We start from the raw sequence: 17,924 nt of genomic DNA on the forward strand, positions 1-17,924 counted from the left end.
CTGAAATCCCGGTCAGGTGAAACCGAATTTCACATCAACCGGGGCATTATACGGCAAAACGGTCAGGAGCCGAACTGTCGATCCGGACCAAACAGTCGAAAATCTTCCGAAATGATCGCAAGTGGCGAAAACCCAATCAGCTCGCCCGACAGATCACTGTCAATCAACTGAACCGGCACACCCTGATGCAAGCCACGCAACGCTGCCTGATGTCCCTGGGCAACACGGGCTTCACACATCCGGGCAAGTTCCTTGCGTGATCCGGCTGCATCTGCCAGCGTCACAGGCGGATGGACAACAATCTCAACCGTCACCTTGCCGAGCGCGAGAAACTGCCACAAATGCGGGGCCAAGTCCATATCCCCGTACCAGGAATAAAATGCCCGCAAGTCGCGACCGATCGGCGCACCGTCAAGACGGGTGGCGGCAATCGAAATCGGCTGGAATTTTACCGGCGATCCATCCGGCATCACACGCTCTGCCGCGGCAAACAGGGTCGACTTAAACGGCAACACACGGTTGCCGTCGTTGCTTGTCCCCTCCGGGAACAGGATCAGCTTGTCTCCATCGCGCAAACGCGCGCTCAGTTGATCGTTCTGTTCGCGAGATCGGGCCGCACGGCGTTCGATAAAGGTGGTGCGTGAAAGTTTGGCAAGCATACCAAACACAGGCCAATCGGCGACTTCGGTCTTGGCGACAAAGCTGCCACGGGTCAAAGCACCCAGCACCGGGATATCAAGATAGGATGCGTGATTGGCAACGATCACACCCGGCCCGTCCATCATGTCAACACCCGAAACCCGGACTTCGATATGCAGGATGCGCAGGCAAAGGGCGTGATAGAAACGCGGCAATTCTTCAGCCAGCTTCAATCGTGCGGCAATTGCCACCATCTGCACCGGCAACAAAACCAGTGTCAGAAGCACATAGGCCATCAGGCGGATGGCAGCGCACACATAGCAGTTCACGATACCCTCGCGGTGCGTTCGTAATGCTTGTAATAGCGATCGGTTACCTTTTCAGTCGGCAACACGATGCAGATGTCGGTGGTGTTGAACTGATGGTCGACCACTGCCCCGTCACCGACAAAACCACCCAGACGCAGATAGCCCTTGATCAGCGGCGGCAGATCACGAAGTGCCTGGCGCTGATCAATGCCATCGATCTCGGCACGCATCATCGGCTCGTAACGATCGGCAATCGCACGCGGACGCATATCTTCGGGGGCAAGGTGATTGTGATGCAGATAGGTCAGGACATCCTTGAAGGCATCCGGATCGGTGCCATGGAAGGATGCGCAGCCAAACATCAGTTTGATGTCGTATTTGAAAACATAGGCCGCAATCCCCTGCCACAAAAGCTGCAAGGTCGGCATGGTGCGGTATTCGGCTTCGACACAGGAACGACCCAGTTCCATGATCTCGCCGGTATCTTTCACCGCATTAAGCATGCTTTCGATATGGTATTCATCAGCGCTGTAAAAGCCGCCATGCTCGTTGGCTACTGACTGGCGCAACAGGCGATAGGTCCCAACAACCGCATCGGCACCGGCACCGCGATTGTGATCAAGAACAAGCAGATGATCGCAGAGCGGATCATAGTGATCGAAGTCGCGCTTTTCGGCTGCCATTTCCTCGGTCGGTTTGGCGCCGCGTTCTTCATAGAACACTTTGTAGCGAAGCTTCTGGCTGGCGAGAATTTCGTTTTCATTCTCGGCAAGGCGAACCTCAAGCCGCTGAAGCTGTTTTTCGTCACGCATGACAACACCCTTTCGTTCAACTGCACGGATTTTGCGCAAGAACGGCGTGAAGAGCGAGTGAAGGCTTTGTGAAGAACAGGTAACAAAATTATGAAGGCCACTTGCCTGTTTCAGCAAGTGGCCTTGAAAACTGTAAGTTCAGTGCGCGATTGAACGACGGAATTACTTGCCGTCTTTCAAAGGAACACCGTAAAGCTCAAGACGATGCCCCACCAGACGGAAGCCCAGTTCCTTAGCGATCTCTTCCTGAAGCTTTTCGATTTTGTCGTTCGAAAACTCGATCACCTCGCCCGAACGCATGTCGATCAGGTGATCGTGATGTTCTTCGGTCAGTTCCTCGTAACGCGCACGGCCATCGCCGAAATCGTGTTTTTCAAGGATGTCTGCCTCTTCGAACAGGCGCACGGTGCGATATACGGTCGCAATCGAAATCTTCGGATCAATGTCGGTCGCCCGACGATAAACCAGTTCAACGTCCGGGTGGTCTTCGGACTCAGAGAGCACACGGGCAATCACCCGGCGTTGGCCCGTCATTTTCAGGCCCGCGTCGATGCATTTCTGCTCGATAGTTGATTCTGCAAGCATTGTCTTGTTTCTCGTTTCCGTTTCCGGTTCCACCTGTCCCCAGCCGAGACGTGTCTCTGGCGTCGATCTCTTGTGGCTCAATATTGAAAAATCCGCCACATATCGCAAGGTTGAATTCGCGATAAATTCCGCTTCCTGTAGATCACCGGTACTAACACCCTGCAATCACAATCATATCGGCATTCTTCTGGCCACTTGCTACCTGCGATGAAGGGCGCTACTTCAAAGTTACGCATCAAGGCAGGAGACCAACATGGCCACCGCAACCCCCGACCATAAAATAGACATCACAAACGACGTCTGTCCGATGACATTTGTGCGCACCCGCCTCAAACTCGAAACCATGACACCGGGTCAGGTTCTGGAGGTTACCCTTGGCGCTGGTGAACCGTTGAAAAACGTTCCGCGCTCGGTAACCGAGATGGGCGACGAAGTCGTCGAACTGGCCGAAATCACTGATACACCGGGAACCTACAGGCTCATAATCCGCAAGGGATCATAAAACCGCCAGTTCCGATGCAGGCTTACACTACAACAGGTTGGCGCTCAAAACCACACTCATTATGTGGGTATAATCGATTAAAATTGTTCCAGATTACCTAACACCCTATTGGCAAACAAAAATTCCTGCCATGGATCGAAAAGGTCACCGACATCGAAAAAATTATCTAGATCAGTCGCTCGAGGACCAAGGCATCAACTTTTCGGCCACCGGGCCGGGCATAGTAGCCCTTGCGACGCCCGATTTCGGCAAAGCCGTTCTGACGATAAAGCGCAATCGCGCCATCATTATCGACTGCTACTTCCAGCAAGATACGGGTAACACCCGCCACCTCGAGGCGATCCTTGACCGCATCAAGCAATGCCCGTCCCACACCCATGCGCCGGGCATCCGGGGCAACCGTGATGGTATTAATCTCCGCCTCATCGAGAACAGTCTGCATCAGAACAAAGCCAAGTGGCTGGTCTTTCGCATTTTTGGCCTGATCACCGGGTCGATAAGCCAGAATGCCAAACGCACCGGGCACATCGAGCAACCGGATAATCGCATCCTCATCCCAGGCATCATCAAACCCCTTGGCATGTAACGCACTTGCCACCGTCGCAAATGCCGCCGTCAAAGGCACCAGCACAATCTGCGAGGCGTCATAACCAGAACTGCCATCGTTGGATTTGGCCGGGCTCATTTCTTTTTCTGCGGTCCCTGATCTTCAATGCGTCTTGCATCGGGGGCGCGCAGGTAAAGCGGCACCGGCGCCAGGTTTTCACCGGTTTCCCAACGCGCGGCCGCGATCCTTGCCACATTGCCCGCCCGCGGCAGGCCCGGTGCCGTGCAATCATAAAAGGCGTCCGGCGCATGGGCAGCAGCTGTCAGAAGGCGTGGGGTCGCATCCCCGGCAAGCAAGGTATCACCGGGTGGCGCCATCATCAGGGCCTGACGCGGGGCGACACATTCAGCATTGCTAAGCGGGCGTTTTTTACTGTCAAAAGCCTGGGCAAAGATTTCGTTTCGTTTGCTATCAAGGGCGACCAGGATATTGCGACCCTGATGATCGCGCTCCGTCACGCCATAGGCGACAGCTTCAAGCGAACTGACGCCGACCACCGGGATCTTGCGCGCCAGACCAAGCGCACGCGCCGTCGAAATGCCGATCCGCATACCGGTAAACGCCCCCGGACCAACCGTTACCGCAATCCCGTCAAGATCGGCAAAGTCGACTTTCACGATCTCAAGCGTCTTGGCAATGAAACCCATCAGATGCTCGGCCTGACCACGTTCCATATCTTCATAAAGTTCGCCTTTGACCTCGCCATTTATCAAGACGGCCGTCGAAAGCGACGTTGATGCCGTATCAATCGCCAAAATTGTCGGACCGGACTTTTCCGCCTTTGTCTTTGCGGCGTCTGATGCGCTATGGTCGGCGCCATCTGATATGCGCGACTGTCCAGTCAGCATCTTCTTTATGTAATCGGTGAACGACAAGAACAGGGAGCCTCCGGCGATGGCGCTGGTCGAAATTACGCCTTACGAATATGATGTCGAAATTGATATCGTCTATGCCACGGATCGCAATTTCACCGGGGCACCGATTTATACACGACCTGCCTGCTATCTTCACGCGGATGCCGCTGCCTGTTTGAAAAAGGCCGCCGCCATGGCGCGTCGTCAGGGGGTGAAATTGCGCATTCTCGATGCGTTTCGTCCCCAGGAAGCCCAACGGGCCCTTTGGAACCATTCGCCCAACCCCGATTTCGTCGCCAATCCGGATTTCGGATCGCCACACGGTCGTGGTGTGGCCATTGATCTAACGCTGATTGATCAAAACGGCAAGGAACTGGATATGGGGGCAGGGTTTGATGAAATGCATATCCGGTCCTATCACGGCTCTGATTTGATCTCCAAAGAAGCCGAAGCCAACCGCTTCCTGCTACTTGGCATCATGGTCAGCGCCGGCTTCGAATATTACGATCACGAATGGTGGCACTATCAGTTGCCCAATGCCCGCGCGCGCTATCCGCTGTTTTCCGACAGTTCGCTGCCCGAACCAATGATGGTCAAATAAACAAAATGGCGGTGCCGCAATGCACCGCCATTTTTCAAATCCAAGGCCCGCAAATGCATAAACTCAGCCGTGCAAAAGTGCCTTGCCCTTTTGCAGATCAAAAAGCGACATCCGCGCACCATCAATCACGACCCCGATATCTGATCCCGACTTGAAGGCGTGTTCCGGCCCGCTTCGGGCAGTCATTTCCGCACCCGCCACCGCCAAACGCACATATTGATCGGGGCCGGTCGGCTCCGCCAGCACGACACGCGCCGAAATTCCGGCGTCATCAAACATCAAATGTTCCGGCCGTGCGCCCAGCGTCATCGGACGCCCGAGCAGATCGCTGGCCTCGGCGGGGACATCAACCAGCGGCAATTTCCCGTTACCGGTATCGAAAAAGACCTGATCACCATCGCGAACAAGAGTGCCATCGACGAAATTCATCGTGGGCGCCCCGACGAAGCTTGCGACAAACCGGTTTGCCGGGCGGCGATATACATTTTCCGGTGTGTCGGCCTGCTGGATGCTGCCACGATCAAGGACGACAACCTTGGTTGCCAGTGTCATTGCCTCGATCTGATCATGGGTGACATAGACAATCGTGCGGCCAAGACGTTCATGCAGACGCTTAAGCTCGATCCGCATATCGGCACGCAGCTTGGCATCAAGGTTCGAAAGTGGCTCGTCAAACAGAAAGACTGCGGGCTCACGCACCAATGCACGGCCAATGGCAACACGTTGCTGTTGCCCGCCCGAAAGCTGCGATGGCTTGCGATCCAGAAGCGGCGTGATCTGCAAAAGTTCGGCCACTTCGTTCACCCGTTCTTCGATCTCGGGCTTGGGCATGCCCGCCATCTTAAGGCCAAAGCCGATATTCTTGCGCACCGACATCGTCGGATAGAGGGCGTAGGATTGAAACACCATCGCGATATCGCGCTCATCCGGCTCAAGTGCTGTTACATCGCGCCCGTTAATATCGATCGCGCCCCCCGTCACTGGTTCCAGACCGGCGATCATGTTCAGCAATGTTGATTTGCCGCACCCCGATGGCCCCAATAGCACCAGAAAATCCCCATCGGCGATTTCCAGATTGATGTTTTCCATCACCGTGATCCCGGCATAGGCCTTGGTCACATTGCGCAGTTCAACGCCATTCATTCCCGTTATCCTTTCACTGCACCTGCGGCAATGCCGCGCACAAACAACCGCCCGGACAGCAGATAAACCGCCAGTGTGGGCAAGGCCGTTAGCATGGTTGCAGCCATATCAACATTGTATTCCTTCTCGCCGAACTGGGATCCGACAAGGTTGTTCAGTGCCACCGTCATTGGCTGGCCGGAACGCCCGCCAAATGTCAGCCCCAACAGGAAGTCGTTCCAGATGTAGGTGAACTGCAAAATCATCGCGACACCCAGGATCGGCAGCGACAAAGGCAACATCACATGCCAGAACAATCGCCAGAACCCGGCACCGTCAATGCGGGCTGCCTTCAAAAGGTCCTGCGGAACGGTTTTGAAAAAGTTTCTGAACATCATCGTGGTAAATGCGACACCCCAGATGACATGCACCAGAATAAGACCCGGAATGGACCCGAAAATCCCCAACTCACGGATCATGATGATCAGGGGATAAAGCGTTACTTGCGGGGGAATGAACATGCCCACCAGAAGGGCTGCAAACATCACATTCGCCCCCTTCATCTTCCACACCGCCAGCGAATAGCCCGTCACTGCGCCCAGCCCGACCGACAGGAACAAGGCTGGGATGACGATCTGTACCGAGGTCATGAACGACGATGACAACCCGCCGCATTTTTCGCCAAGTGTCTGGGTGCAGTCACCAAACCAGGCTTTGCTCCAGGCGGCAAAGCTTGGGTCGGCTGGCAAGGTAAAGATGCTGCCATTCCTGATTTCATCCATTGATTTCAGCGATGTCGAAATCATGATGAACACAGGGGCCATAATCATAATGGCCGCCAGGCAAAGCAATCCGTAAAGGGCCCATCGATTATATCGCATGATCAATGCCCCCGCCCGCCGCGCTCTTTTTTGAGCTCGAAATAGATATAAGGGGAAATCACGGCAATCACGGTGCACAGCAAGACAAACGCACCGGCGGCCCCCAGACCAAGTTCCTGACGGTTCAGGATATGATCGACAACAAACCGTGCCGGCAGATCCGATGAGAAGCCCGGCCCGCCGCCGGTAAGGGCGACGACCAGATCAAACGCCTTCATCACAATCGCACTCATCAGAATAAAGACGGTGAAGAAAACCGTGCGCATCATCGGGGTAATGATGTGCAAATAAACCCGCCATACCGGGATGCCATCGACGCGCGATGCTTTCCAAATATTGGGATCAATATTGCGAAGACCGGCCAGAAACAGCGCCATGCACAACCCGACCTGTTGCCAGATTCCGGCAATCGCCAGCGTATAAATCGACCTGTCGGGGCGCACGATCCAGTTGAATTCAAACCCGGTCCAGCCAAGGGCACGCACGGCCTCTTGCAGGCCAAGCCCCGGATTCATCACCCATTGCCAAATCACACCGGTGACAATGAACGACATAGAAAGCGGCAACATGAAGAGGGTACGAAACATCCCCTCTGCCTTGACACCACGATCAATCAGAATCGCCAGAAAATAGCCAAAAACAACGCATCCGCCGATAAACAGGAACCCGTGAATTGCCAGGTTTTGCATTGCCGTCCACCAGCGTTCATTGGCAAACAGCCGGACATACTGCTCAATGCCGGTGAATTTATAGACAGGCAAAAGCCGTGAACGGGTCAGTGAAATGACGAAAGTCCAGATGATGAACCCGTAAAAGCAGACAATCGTGATTGTCATCGCCGGGATCAGCGCCATCCCCGCACTCCATTGCGGCCGCCAACGCTTTTTTCCAGACTTGAGTGTGAGTTTTCGATCTTCGGAACGCTGCAACACGTCCGGTGCCGGTTCGGCCATGACATTCTCGCCTATTTATGGAGGCGCCGCTGCACCCACATCCGTGGTTTCAGCGGCGCTTTTCCGCAATATCCGGAATTTCGCAAAATCGTTATTTTGCGTAGGAAATCGCTTGCTGGAATTGTGCCTGACCCTCTTCGGGGCCCATATCTGCACTGTTCCAGAAATTGGAGATGGTGTCATCAATCGCACCCGAAACCGCACTTGGCACACCGAACAAACCGGTGCTGACAAGGTGGGTTTTCTTGTCCTGAAGGGTTTTGATGGCGGTTTGGGCACAGACATCAAAGCTGTCAGCCGGCACATCAAGACGGGCCGGGATTGATCCCTTTTTCTTGTTAAAGGCAATCTGGACGTCCGGCTCAAGCATCACCTGTGCCATCAAGGTCTGTGCAGGCGTCGCGTCTTCACCATCCATGGCCGAGAAGGCAAAGGCATCGACCGTCATGATATAGGCGGTATCAATCGCCGGGGCGAAGGCACATCCGACTGTCGTGCCGGGTTCAATCCCGGCTGCGATGATTTCACCCTTGGCCCAGTCACCCATGAACTGGAAGGCGGCCTCGCCCTTGGCGACCATGTTGGTCGCTTCGTTCCAGTTACGCCCCGGGCTTGCTTCGTCAACAAACGGCTTGAGCGCGGCAAATGTTTCAAACACCTTGCGCATGGTATCGGATTTCAGAAGGTCATCATCAAGCGTGCTGTAAAGCTCGGCGTAAAACTCACGACCGGCAACACCCAGAAGCACACTGTTGAACATGATGCGTTCCTGCCAGGGCTGACCACCCAGGCCAATCGGGATCACGCCCGCGGCCTTTAGTTTTTCTGCCGCAGCAATGAAATCATCCCAGGTTTTCGGAACCTCGATCCCGGCCTCTTCAAGAACCGCCGTGTTGTAGAACATCCAGTTTTCGCCATGGATGTTGATCGGTGCTGCAATGTAGTTGCCATCATATTTCGCGGCTTTGACGATCAGCGGCGGCAGCTTTTCATCCCAGTTTTCTGCCGTGGCAACGTCGCCGACATTGGCCAGAAGCCCCTGATCAGCCAATTCACGCAATTGCTGACCAATGGAAAACTGAAATACGGCGGCCGGGTCACCACCCAGCATACGGTTCACGGCCGCTGCACGTGCATTGCCGCCACCAGCAATCGGGGTATCGACCCAGGTGCCGCCTTTGGCCTCGAACGCCTTGCGGATTTCGCCAAGGGCCGCCTGTTCACTTCCCGAAGTCCACCAATGCAGAACTTCGGCAGTCTGGGCATGAAGTGCACCGGCAGATACACCGACGCTCAGAAATGCCACACTTGCGGCAATCTTTGAAAATTTCATCATAACGGATGTTCCTCCCTAATGGACACGATCACGCCCGGCTTCTTATTAAGTGATATGACCGGAAAATCGTAACGTTACGATTTTTTTGATAAGCGCTTTATTCACCCTTGTCAATCACGAAAACCTTACCATAATAGGCCAAGATAAAAGTACGGAAGCTTTTTTGCTGTGCTTTTCGAAACGTTACGATTTTGGATGCGTTAAATAAAAGACATCCAAAGCTAGGGCAAGGAAGCGAACATGACCAAATCATTTCCTGACGGTTTCCGCTGGGGAGTCTCGACATCAAGTTATCAGATCGAAGGCGGCGCAAAAGATGACGGACGCGGTGCCAGCATCTGGGACACATATTGCGCAACACCGGGCCGCGTTGCCAATGGCGATGATGGCAGTGTCGCGTGCGACCATTACCATCGCTGGGCCGAAGACCTTGATCTGATCAAAGGATTGGGCGCAACCCATTACCGGTTTTCGGTGATGTGGCCACGCGTGATGCCCGAGGGCACCGGCAAGGTGAACGAAACCGGCATTGATTTTTACAGCCGCCTGATTGACGGCATGCTTGAACGTGGCCTGGATCCTTGGCTGTGCCTCTACCACTGGGACCTGCCGCAAGCGCTTCAGGATCGTGGTGGCTGGACCAACCGTGACATTGTTGACTGGTTTGGCGACTATACCGAACTTCTGGTCACCCGACTTGGTGACCGGGTGAAATCATGGGTCACCTTCAACGAACCGAATGTCGTTGCCTGGGTCGGCCATGAAGAAGGCCGCCACGCACCGGGAATTACCGATCCGCGTGCGGCAATGCGCGTTGCCCACCACCTTAACCTGTGTCATGCGCGTGCAACCCGGGTGATCAAAAACCATTATCCGGATGCGCCGGTCGGTTTCGTGTTGCCGATGCACAAGGGCTATACGCTTCCGCACCGTCGTGAACAGGATGCGCATCTGATTGACCTGTTCGAAGCCAAATGGAACGGCATCTTCTTGGACCCGGTATATTACGGCCGCTATCCGGAACTGATCATCGACCGGATGGAGCCCCATATTCAGGATGGTGATCTTGAAGCCATCAAGACCAAGGTCGATTTCCAGGGGTTAAACCAGTATTTCCCAAGCTACATTCACGCCGCCGAAGGCGCTGCTTGGCCGTTCAAACATGCCCAGCCGCCAAACTATTTCCGCCGGACGGAAATGGGCTGGGCGATTGACGGGGATTGCTTCTATCAGACCATGAAGATCCTTCAGGATGATTACGGCAACCCGCCTGTTTTCATTACCGAAAACGGTGGCGCCTTTACCGATATCCCGAAGGCAAACGGCCAGATAGACGATCAGGACCGCATCGCCTATTACACCGAATATCTCGAAGCCCTGCTTCGCGCGAAGTCCGAGGGTGCCGACATTCGGGGCTACATGCCATGGTCGCTTCTGGATAATTTCGAGTGGGCATATGGCTATGAAAAGCGTTTCGGTCTGGTGCATGTTGACTACACCACGCAGAAACGTACCCCCAAGGCATCCTATGATTTCATGCGCAAGGTGATTTCACAGAACGCATTGCCTTAGGCCAACCGGGCGCTTAGATTGTCCGAAATTTGAATGGAACGGACCTGTATATGCCTGCTGCTCGCCCCAATTTGCGTACGATTGCCGATCGCCTTGGTCTATCGATCACGACGGTATCGCGTGCGCTTAAAGACGGGCCGGAAGTCAAACCCGACACCGTCGCCCGCGTAAAGGCCGCCGCAGCAGAAATCGGTTATCAGCCAGATGCCCGTGGCGTCATGCTTCGAACCGGCAAAACCATGCAGGTTTGTTCCATTCTGTATTCCCCCGAAGTCGGTGATTACGGCGACCCGGGCTTTCTGGCACAGGTCGAAAGCCTGACCCAGGGTCTTGAAGCCGATAACTATTCCCTGTTGGTGCTGGCCCAGACCCGCGGCGAAGATCCGCTTGATCCGGTGCGCAAGGTCCATACCCAACGCCTTGCCGATGCCGTGGTATTTTCACGCACAACCTTGCAAGACAGTCGCGCGAAATACTGTCTGCAACATGACTTTCCGTTTGTCAGCTTTGGCCGCACCGAACTTCTGACCCCGCATGCCTTTGTCGACCACGATGACGAACAGGCTGCCTATGACGCGGTAAAACGGCTGCTTGATGATGGCCACCGCAATATCGGCATGATCGACCCGCCCGAAGCCCTGACCTTTTTCGGATATCGTAAACAGGGGGCCCGCCGGGCCATGGTTGATGCGGGGCTTGATCCCGACAGCCTGATCTGGATGCCGTCGGAAATTTCCGTGCGGGCTGCGCGCGAATCAACAACACGGCTTTTTGCCAATCAGCGCGATGTCACGGCTGTCGTCTGCGCAAGTCAGATGACGATGATCGGCGCGCTTGAGGCATTGATGGAACTTGGCATGGACACCATCCGCGACGGAATTGGTGTTGTCGGCTTTGGCGGCATGCCGTTTCGCATGCTTTCGAAACAAAAACTTGCCTATTACTACCAGCCGCAACGCCATGTCGGCGAAGTTCTTGCCCGCCACCTGCATGACCTGATGAACGGCACACCGCCCGAAAATCTTCAGACGCTCCTGCCCTATCACCGCATTGACGACCTTGCCGCCTTCCGCGAGGGCGAGGATTTTTAAGCGCAAACCCGCCAAGGCGGATTACCCCAACTGCCCGCTAGCTCTCCTTGGCGTCCTTGGCGGCCTCTGAATTGCCGACCCAGCGCACCAGCATGAGTTCGACCGGTTTCAGCGCTACCAGGATAATAAAGGTCAAGACGGTTGCAATAATCACGATATGCCAGGCCGCAAGCGCACAGGCGATGCCAAGCGCTGCCGTCATCCAGACGGTCGCAGCAGTGGTAAGCCCCGTGACCGACATGTTTTTTGGCTCGCGCAAAATAACACCGGCACCAATGAAACCGATCCCGGTCAGAACACCTTGCAAAATCCCCTGAACCACACGTGAAAGCGCATCGGGATGATCAATCAGATCCTGAAAATGGACCGCCACGACCGACACCACCGCCGCACCAAGTGACACAAGGGCAAGGGTGCGCATGCCGGTTGGCTTGCCATTCACATCACGGTTCAACCCGATCAACATGCCAATGACTGTTGCCGCAACCAGACGCGCAATCATATCGATCACGCCAATATCAAAGTATTTTTCCGCCGTGGCGAAATAGGGAAGGTCGGTCAGCATGCGATAAACCCTTGCCATTCAAACAATCCCCAAACGCTTGGCACGCAATCAATGTTCCGAGCTGATGCGCGGCCAACCAGTTCGCTGATCACAGTCAGGCTGGTGATATGGCATGCTCCATGTCAGTTGCCTTGGCCATCAACCAGTCAAAAAACAGCGCAACCCGCGGGTCACGCTTGGGCGGATCAAGCGTGATCAGGACATAATCATAGCCCGTCGGGGCCATGCCATGCGGCGCTATCAGCCGTCCGGACGCCAGATCATCAGCCACAAGCGGCAAGGGACCGATCGCCGTGCCAAGCCGGTTCACGGCTGCCTGCAGGGCGAAAAAGAAATGATCGAAATACTGCTCGCTTGCCGGGGTTGCCGTACTACCACTTGTGCGTTTCCAGTCATCCCAGGCATCGGGACGCGTTCGCGTATGAAGCCAGCGGGCGTTGGACAAATCCCTTGAAAGGATGGTTTCCCAGCATTCCGGATCGCAAACCGGCCCTGCATATTCCGGCCAAAGTCGGGTGGTGATGTAATGCTCGGAAATACCGTAATCCGCACGCCGAATGGCAACATCGCAGCCATCCGCCAACAAATCCACCGGCCCGCCCGCCAGCCTCAGATCAATATTCAGATCCGGGTTGGCCTCGCGAAAGTCGCCAAGACGCGGCATCAACCAACGCATCGCAAGGCTGGGCTCGCACGATACGGTCAATATCGGGGACGACTTGTCATGGCGATGGATATCCTCAATCGCCTGATCAAGCCCATCAAGCGCAACCGTTGTTGCCTTCAACAACCGCTCGCCTGCGGCCGTCAGCCAGACACGCCGATTGCGCCGAACAAACAGCTTAACGCCCAGACGTTCCTCGATTTGTGCGACCGCGCGACTGATTGCGCCGTGCGTCAGATTGAGCTCATCCGCCGCACGCGAAAAGCTCTGATGGCGGGCTGCGGCCTCAAAGGCGGGCAGGGCTGCCAAGGGTGGCAAACTGCGTTTTCTGTGAATATTACTCACAATAAATACCAGTATTTTTCGATTTTCCGGCGATCTGAACAGTTTGATACTGAATTCACTCACACATCAAATGAATTCATCATTCACAAGGGATCACATCATGCCGGAATGGACAGGCGATATCTTATCGATGGAAATCATTGCCGTTGGCATCATCACCGTTCTCGCCGTGATCAGCCCCGGTCCGGACTTTGCGATGGTGACCCGGATCGCCCTTGCACGCGGACGGCAGGCAGGCGTGCTTTGCGCCATCGGGATCGGCACCGGCGTTTCGGTGCATCTCGGCTACACGCTGATCGGGCTTGGTGTTGTTTTTGCCAGCAATATCTGGGTTTTATCGGCTTTGCGCTACCTTGGGGCGGCTTATCTGATTTGGCTTGGCGTATCGGCCCTTTGGCCAGATATTCGACGCCTGCTCGGCAGGCCGGATCACAGCAAAAGTGCTTCGAACGTCACAAACTCTGATCCGTCGGATCAAAACCAAACCAATCCGGCACAAAACAGCGGGTCGGCGTTTTGGATCGGTTTTGCCTGCAATGCGTTAAACCCCAAAACCATGTTGTTTATCGTATCGCTGTTCAGTCAGGTGATTTCACCAAACACCGCGGTGGCGCAGGAAGTCGCGTATGGGGTTTATATCGCGGCATGCCACATGATCTGGTTTGCACTTGTCGCAACAGCCCTGACCCTGCCATCGGTGCAGGCGCGCATTGCCGCGATCAAATCATGGATCGAACGTGGTGTTGGCATCTGTCTTGCCGGCCTGGGCGTCAAGCTTCTGGCAAGCTAGCGCGAACGTGAAGCTTAAAGATCAGATAAACAGCATCTCGCCATTCTGCTTGGCATCATTCAGGAACGTAACAACACCGCCGGTCTCGATTGCCAATTCTTCACGCTTTGCCTGATTTTCAAGGCCAAGGGCGCGCAGGCCCATCTCGCAGATCATGAATTTGGCATTGAGGCTGGCACAGGCCGACAACAGTTCTTCGAAAGTGCCGATGCCGCGCGTCGAATAACTGAGATCAATCGAGGTCGCCGTTGCCCCGTCAACCTCTGTGCGCAGATGGCGCCAACCCGACGGTGCAAACAGCGCCCGGCTGGCATCCATGGTGAAGAACAGTGTCACTTCACGGCCAGATGCCAAGGCGGCCGACGCCATTACGAGGGCGTAATGAACCTTTTCATAGGTCCCGGAAAACACCACCAGGGAGAGCTTTTTGGGCGTATCAGACTCAGTGCTCATGAATAGACAGGTCCTTGATTGTGGCGTTTTCTGAACAGGTCGGGCAGCCCGGATCGCGGGGCACCTTGATCTTGCGAAACGAGGCGGACAGCGCATCAATAATCAGAAGCTGCCCGGAAAGGCCATCACCAATGCCCATCAGTTCCTTAAGCACCTCTGTCGCCTGAATGCCGCCAACCATGCCAACGACCGATCCCAAAACGCCGCCCTGCGCACAGGACGGAATGGCGTCTTCGGGTGGCGGGGCGTGATAAATGCAGCGATAACAGGGATGCGGCGCGCCAAGATGGGCCTTAAAGGTCGATACCTGCCCGTCAAAGCGAAGGGCGGCACCGGAAACCAGCGTCTTGCCCGCCATATAGCAGGCATCGTTAAGCAAAAAGCGCGTATCGAAATTATCCGACCCGTCGGCAATCACATCATAATCGGCAATCAGATCCATGACGTTGCTGGCATCAAGTCGGGTGTTATGGGCCTGCACGGTGACTTCGGGGTTCATATCGCCCATGGTCGCCTTGGCACTATCGACCTTGGGCGTTCCGATATCCTTCATGCCATGCGCGATCTGGCGTTGCAGGTTTGAAAGTTCGACCGTGTCGGCATCGACAATGCCAATCGTGCCGACCCCGGCAGCCGCCAGATACATGGCAAGTGGGGAGCCCAGCCCGCCAGCGCCGACGATCAGAACCCGTCCGCGCTTGAGCTTCATCTGCCCCGTGCCGCCAACCTCCTTAAGGACGATATGGCGGGCATAGCGTTGCACTTCATTTTCGCTGAAATCGAAATCACTCACGCGGGCGGGCTTCCTGTCAGAACGTCGGTCATCAGATCAGATGGTAATCCGTTAGGCTTTTGCATATAGCCCATGGAACAGTGGCCTCAAGCAAAGATTTCATATTTATATCGAAACGAAATGCCTTGCTTGCTTAATCAGCCAAGCCAGAGCCCCGCATTCCACCAATGAAAAAGGCCCGGCACATCGTGCCTAACCCTTTGAAATCTTTGGTCTTTCAGGCTGCTTACTGCAGTCCTTCGAACAACGGGGTCGAAAGATACCGTTCGGCAAAGCTCGGTATGATCACAACAATGCGCTTGCCTTCGTTTTCAGGCAGCTGGCCAAGCTCGATCCCGGCCGCAACCGCTGCACCGGACGAAATACCGGTCGGCAAACCTTCGATGCTGGCAAGCTTGCGCGCAGTGGCAAAGGCGGTCTCGTTGCCGATGGTCATGACCTTGTCGATAACATCGATATTGAGGTTGCCCGGAATGAAGCCCGCACCAATGCCCTGAATTTTATGCGGGCCAGGTGCGCCACCGGAAATGACCGGGCTGTCTTCGGGCTCAACAGCAACGATCTGGATGTTCGGGTTATGCTTTTTAAGCACTTCACCAACCCCGGTTAGGGTCCCGCCAGTCCCGACACCGGCAACAAAGATATCTACCTTGCCGGCGGTATCCTTGATGATTTCCTCAGCCGTGGTGTTGCGGTGGATTTCCGGGTTGGCCGGGTTGTCAAACTGCTGAAGCATGACGGCACCGTCAATTTCCGAAACCAGTTCCTCGGCACGGGCAACCGCACCCTTCATGCCCTTGGCTGCCGGGGTCAGATCAATCTGCGCACCCAGAAGCATCAGCATCTTGCGACGTTCCAGCGACATGCTTTCAGGCATGGTCAGGATCAGCTTGTAACCCTTGGCCGCCGCCACAAAGGCCAGGGCAATACCGGTATTGCCCGAGGTTGGCTCCACCAGGGTTGCGCCCGGCTTGATCTTGCCGGATTTCTCGGCATTCTCGATCATCGCCAGACCAATACGGTCCTTGACCGAGGCCAGCGGGTTAAAGAATTCAAGCTTGCCGATCAGGTCGGCTTTGACACCTTCGGCCTTTGCCAGTCGCGAAAGGCGCACTAGCGGCGTTGCGCCAATGGTGTCGATGATGCTGTCGTAAATCTTGCCGCGAAACTCAGTCATGTTTTCCTCGCACGTTTCTGTATTTTTGCCATCAAGCACATCTTTGATCTGTATTTATCTCGCTATTTATCCGGGTCAAACGGATTGAAAGATTTTTTACAGATCCTGTGACGGGCAACGTTCCATAAACTTGTAGTTTTACCTTCAATAGCAGCAGTTTCTTGTGCAATGACGATACACCAAACCGCTGCACCCCGATAAGATCAAATGATGAAATCCGGGGACTCTTCAATCCCGCTGCGCAGGCCCGCATCACGCGCGCGATTGCACAGGTCTTCGACCGTGATTTTTTCAAGCTGCTTCATCATTTCGTCCTGCAATTCCCGCCACAGCGGACGGACGACTTCCTTGCCCAGTGGCGATCCTGCCGGATCCTCGATCGGGTCATCGGAAGTTTCCATCGACCGGATCACCGACACGATATCGGCAAGCGTGATGCGACGGCGTTCACGCGCCAGCCGATATCCCCCGCGTGGGCCACGCACGCCCACCAGAATGTCGGCACGCACCAACTGCTGCAACGTCTGTTCAAGGTATCGTTTCGGAATGCCCTGACGCGCGGTGATATCCCGGCTCTGGACCGGCTCACCCGCCGCGTTATAGGCAATGTCCACGACCGCCTCGATCGCAAACAGCATCTTCTTAGAAAGCTTCAGCATCTTTTCACTCAACTCCCCTTGCGGTTCAGCCATCCCCCCAGACGGCATAACCAGATAGCGTCAAACCGGATCGACCAGCATGCTTTCCCTGGCCTATCGGGCCGGGCTGGCTGTTCCTGTCGAACCGAAACCACCCGCACCGCGCGCGGTTTCATCCAAGTCTTCTAAGGCATTCCATGTCACTTGCGTCACCGGTGCGACGACCAGCTGGGCAATGCGCATGCCGCGCTCGATTTCAAAGGCTTCGTCACCATGATTGATCAGGATCACTTTGATCTCACCGCGATAATCGGCATCAATCGTGCCGGGGCTATTAAGGACCGTGACCCCGTTTTTCGCAGCCAGGCCTGACCGCGGACGCACCTGTGCCTCAAACCCGGCGGGCAATGCGATGGCGATACCGGTTTCGACCATGGCACGTTTGCCGGGTGCCAGAACCAGCGTCCCGTCAATCGCGGCCTGCAAATCAACCGCGGCTGACTGCGCGGTTGCGTATTCCGGTAACGGCAAATCCGCCCCATGCGGAAGCTGTTTTAAATCAACGCTTAAAAGCGACATCGTCTATCCTTGTCTTGTCCCGGCAGGATCATCTGCCGGTCTAATCGTTCTGTCTGC

At 55.2% G+C, this 17,924-nt stretch carries 21 protein-coding genes; 5 read left to right on the forward strand and 16 right to left on the reverse strand.

Annotation, left to right across the window (positions count from 1 at the left end; translation table 11 throughout):
• Nucleotides 1–62: 62 nt before the first annotated feature.
• From AC5Q5A_RS00420 to AC5Q5A_RS00430, 3 genes are all read right to left on the reverse strand, one after another.
• Complete coding sequence (locus tag AC5Q5A_RS00420) at nucleotides 63–968, reverse strand: lysophospholipid acyltransferase family protein (RefSeq protein ID WP_493893945.1); 906 nt, start codon at nucleotides 966–968, stop codon at nucleotides 63–65.
• A complete protein-coding gene (gene olsB / locus AC5Q5A_RS00425) occupies nucleotides 965–1,759 on the reverse strand; it encodes a l-ornithine N(alpha)-acyltransferase (protein ID WP_040822534.1) in 795 nt (264 codons plus the stop codon). The genes AC5Q5A_RS00420 and olsB overlap by 4 nt, the downstream gene beginning before the upstream one ends.
• Nucleotides 1,760–1,921: 162 nt before the next feature.
• Nucleotides 1,922–2,344, reverse strand: coding sequence for a Fur family transcriptional regulator (locus tag AC5Q5A_RS00430; RefSeq protein WP_008888851.1), 423 nt, complete (start codon nucleotides 2,342–2,344; stop codon nucleotides 1,922–1,924).
• A 253-nt stretch (nucleotides 2,345–2,597) separates the two neighbouring features.
• On the opposite strand from AC5Q5A_RS00430, the gene AC5Q5A_RS00435 reads away from it, so the two are divergent.
• The gene (locus AC5Q5A_RS00435; RefSeq protein ID WP_063086111.1) at nucleotides 2,598–2,846 is read left to right on the forward strand and encodes a sulfurtransferase TusA family protein; all 249 of its coding nucleotides are present in this window, start codon (nucleotides 2,598–2,600) and stop codon (nucleotides 2,844–2,846) included.
• 166 nt (nucleotides 2,847–3,012) lie between these two features.
• Here the strand turns inward: AC5Q5A_RS00435 and rimI are convergent, their stop codons facing one another.
• Together rimI and tsaB are read right to left on the reverse strand one after the other, a co-directional pair.
• Nucleotides 3,013–3,531, reverse strand: coding sequence for a ribosomal protein S18-alanine N-acetyltransferase (rimI, locus tag AC5Q5A_RS00440; RefSeq protein ID WP_493893946.1), 519 nt, complete (start codon nucleotides 3,529–3,531; stop codon nucleotides 3,013–3,015).
• Nucleotides 3,528–4,301, reverse strand: coding sequence for a tRNA (adenosine(37)-N6)-threonylcarbamoyltransferase complex dimerization subunit type 1 TsaB (gene tsaB / locus AC5Q5A_RS00445; protein ID WP_493893947.1), 774 nt, complete (start codon nucleotides 4,299–4,301; stop codon nucleotides 3,528–3,530). The genes rimI and tsaB overlap by 4 nt, the downstream gene beginning before the upstream one ends.
• Before the next feature lie 46 nt (nucleotides 4,302–4,347).
• Here tsaB and ddpX point away from each other — a divergent pair, with 46 nt between their 5' ends.
• Complete coding sequence (ddpX, locus tag AC5Q5A_RS00450; RefSeq protein ID WP_063086120.1) at nucleotides 4,348–4,908, forward strand: D-alanyl-D-alanine dipeptidase; 561 nt, start codon at nucleotides 4,348–4,350, stop codon at nucleotides 4,906–4,908.
• Nucleotides 4,909–4,971: 63 nt separating this feature from the next.
• Here the strand turns inward: ddpX and AC5Q5A_RS00455 are convergent, their stop codons facing one another.
• From AC5Q5A_RS00455 to AC5Q5A_RS00470, 4 genes are all read right to left on the reverse strand, one after another.
• Nucleotides 4,972–6,051 carry an ABC transporter ATP-binding protein gene (locus AC5Q5A_RS00455; protein WP_493893948.1) on the reverse strand — a complete coding sequence of 360 codons (1,080 nt, stop codon included), beginning with the start codon at nucleotides 6,049–6,051 and terminating at the stop codon, nucleotides 4,972–4,974.
• 5 nt (nucleotides 6,052–6,056) lie between these two features.
• On the reverse strand, nucleotides 6,057–6,860 hold the full coding sequence (locus AC5Q5A_RS00460; RefSeq protein WP_493893949.1) for a carbohydrate ABC transporter permease: 804 nt from the start codon (nucleotides 6,858–6,860) through the stop codon (nucleotides 6,057–6,059).
• Nucleotides 6,861–6,913: 53 nt separating this feature from the next.
• A complete protein-coding gene (locus tag AC5Q5A_RS00465; RefSeq protein ID WP_493893950.1) occupies nucleotides 6,914–7,864 on the reverse strand; it encodes a carbohydrate ABC transporter permease in 951 nt (316 codons plus the stop codon).
• Between the two features lie 91 nt (nucleotides 7,865–7,955).
• Complete coding sequence (locus AC5Q5A_RS00470) at nucleotides 7,956–9,200, reverse strand: ABC transporter substrate-binding protein (protein ID WP_493893951.1); 1,245 nt, start codon at nucleotides 9,198–9,200, stop codon at nucleotides 7,956–7,958.
• Nucleotides 9,201–9,440: 240 nt separating this feature from the next.
• Between AC5Q5A_RS00470 and AC5Q5A_RS00475 the strand changes: the two genes are divergently transcribed.
• Nucleotides 9,441–10,772 (forward strand): GH1 family beta-glucosidase, encoded by a 1,332-nt coding sequence (locus AC5Q5A_RS00475; RefSeq protein ID WP_493893952.1) that lies wholly within the window; start codon nucleotides 9,441–9,443, stop codon nucleotides 10,770–10,772.
• Nucleotides 10,773–10,822: 50 nt separating this feature from the next.
• Nucleotides 10,823–11,863 carry a LacI family DNA-binding transcriptional regulator gene (locus tag AC5Q5A_RS00480; RefSeq protein WP_063086132.1) on the forward strand — a complete coding sequence of 347 codons (1,041 nt, stop codon included), beginning with the start codon at nucleotides 10,823–10,825 and terminating at the stop codon, nucleotides 11,861–11,863.
• Between the two features lie 37 nt (nucleotides 11,864–11,900).
• Here the strand turns inward: AC5Q5A_RS00480 and AC5Q5A_RS00485 are convergent, their stop codons facing one another.
• Nucleotides 11,901–12,446, reverse strand: a complete 546-nt coding sequence (locus AC5Q5A_RS00485) for an MgtC/SapB family protein (RefSeq protein ID WP_008888840.1) — start codon at nucleotides 12,444–12,446, stop codon at nucleotides 11,901–11,903.
• A gap of 76 nt (nucleotides 12,447–12,522) precedes the next feature.
• Nucleotides 12,523–13,437: a LysR substrate-binding domain-containing protein gene (locus AC5Q5A_RS00490; RefSeq protein WP_493893953.1), complete on the reverse strand. Its 915-nt coding sequence runs from the start codon at nucleotides 13,435–13,437 to the stop codon at nucleotides 12,523–12,525.
• Between the two features lie 100 nt (nucleotides 13,438–13,537).
• On the opposite strand from AC5Q5A_RS00490, the gene AC5Q5A_RS00495 reads away from it, so the two are divergent.
• On the forward strand, nucleotides 13,538–14,227 hold the full coding sequence (locus AC5Q5A_RS00495; protein ID WP_493893954.1) for a LysE family translocator: 690 nt from the start codon (nucleotides 13,538–13,540) through the stop codon (nucleotides 14,225–14,227).
• Nucleotides 14,228–14,248: 21 nt separating this feature from the next.
• On the opposite strand, the gene AC5Q5A_RS00500 is transcribed toward AC5Q5A_RS00495, so the two are convergent.
• The 5 genes from AC5Q5A_RS00500 to dut all read right to left on the reverse strand — a co-directional run bounded on the left by AC5Q5A_RS00500 (nucleotide 14,249) and on the right by dut (nucleotide 17,867).
• Complete coding sequence (locus tag AC5Q5A_RS00500; RefSeq protein WP_008888837.1) at nucleotides 14,249–14,680, reverse strand: DsrE family protein; 432 nt, start codon at nucleotides 14,678–14,680, stop codon at nucleotides 14,249–14,251.
• Nucleotides 14,670–15,473 carry a HesA/MoeB/ThiF family protein gene (locus AC5Q5A_RS00505; protein WP_493893955.1) on the reverse strand — a complete coding sequence of 268 codons (804 nt, stop codon included), beginning with the start codon at nucleotides 15,471–15,473 and terminating at the stop codon, nucleotides 14,670–14,672. Before AC5Q5A_RS00505 ends, AC5Q5A_RS00500 begins: the two co-directional genes overlap by 11 nt.
• 226 nt (nucleotides 15,474–15,699) lie before the next feature.
• The gene (gene cysK / locus AC5Q5A_RS00510; protein ID WP_493893956.1) at nucleotides 15,700–16,650 is read right to left on the reverse strand and encodes a cysteine synthase A; all 951 of its coding nucleotides are present in this window, start codon (nucleotides 16,648–16,650) and stop codon (nucleotides 15,700–15,702) included.
• A 203-nt stretch (nucleotides 16,651–16,853) separates the two neighbouring features.
• Nucleotides 16,854–17,309, reverse strand: a complete 456-nt coding sequence (locus AC5Q5A_RS00515) for an RrF2 family transcriptional regulator (protein ID WP_008888834.1) — start codon at nucleotides 17,307–17,309, stop codon at nucleotides 16,854–16,856.
• 93 nt (nucleotides 17,310–17,402) lie between these two features.
• The gene (gene dut, locus AC5Q5A_RS00520) at nucleotides 17,403–17,867 is read right to left on the reverse strand and encodes a dUTP diphosphatase (protein WP_493893957.1); all 465 of its coding nucleotides are present in this window, start codon (nucleotides 17,865–17,867) and stop codon (nucleotides 17,403–17,405) included.
• Between the last annotated feature and the right edge of the window lie 57 nt (nucleotides 17,868–17,924).

Source organism: Thalassospira sp. CA1 (genome assembly GCF_059052855.1).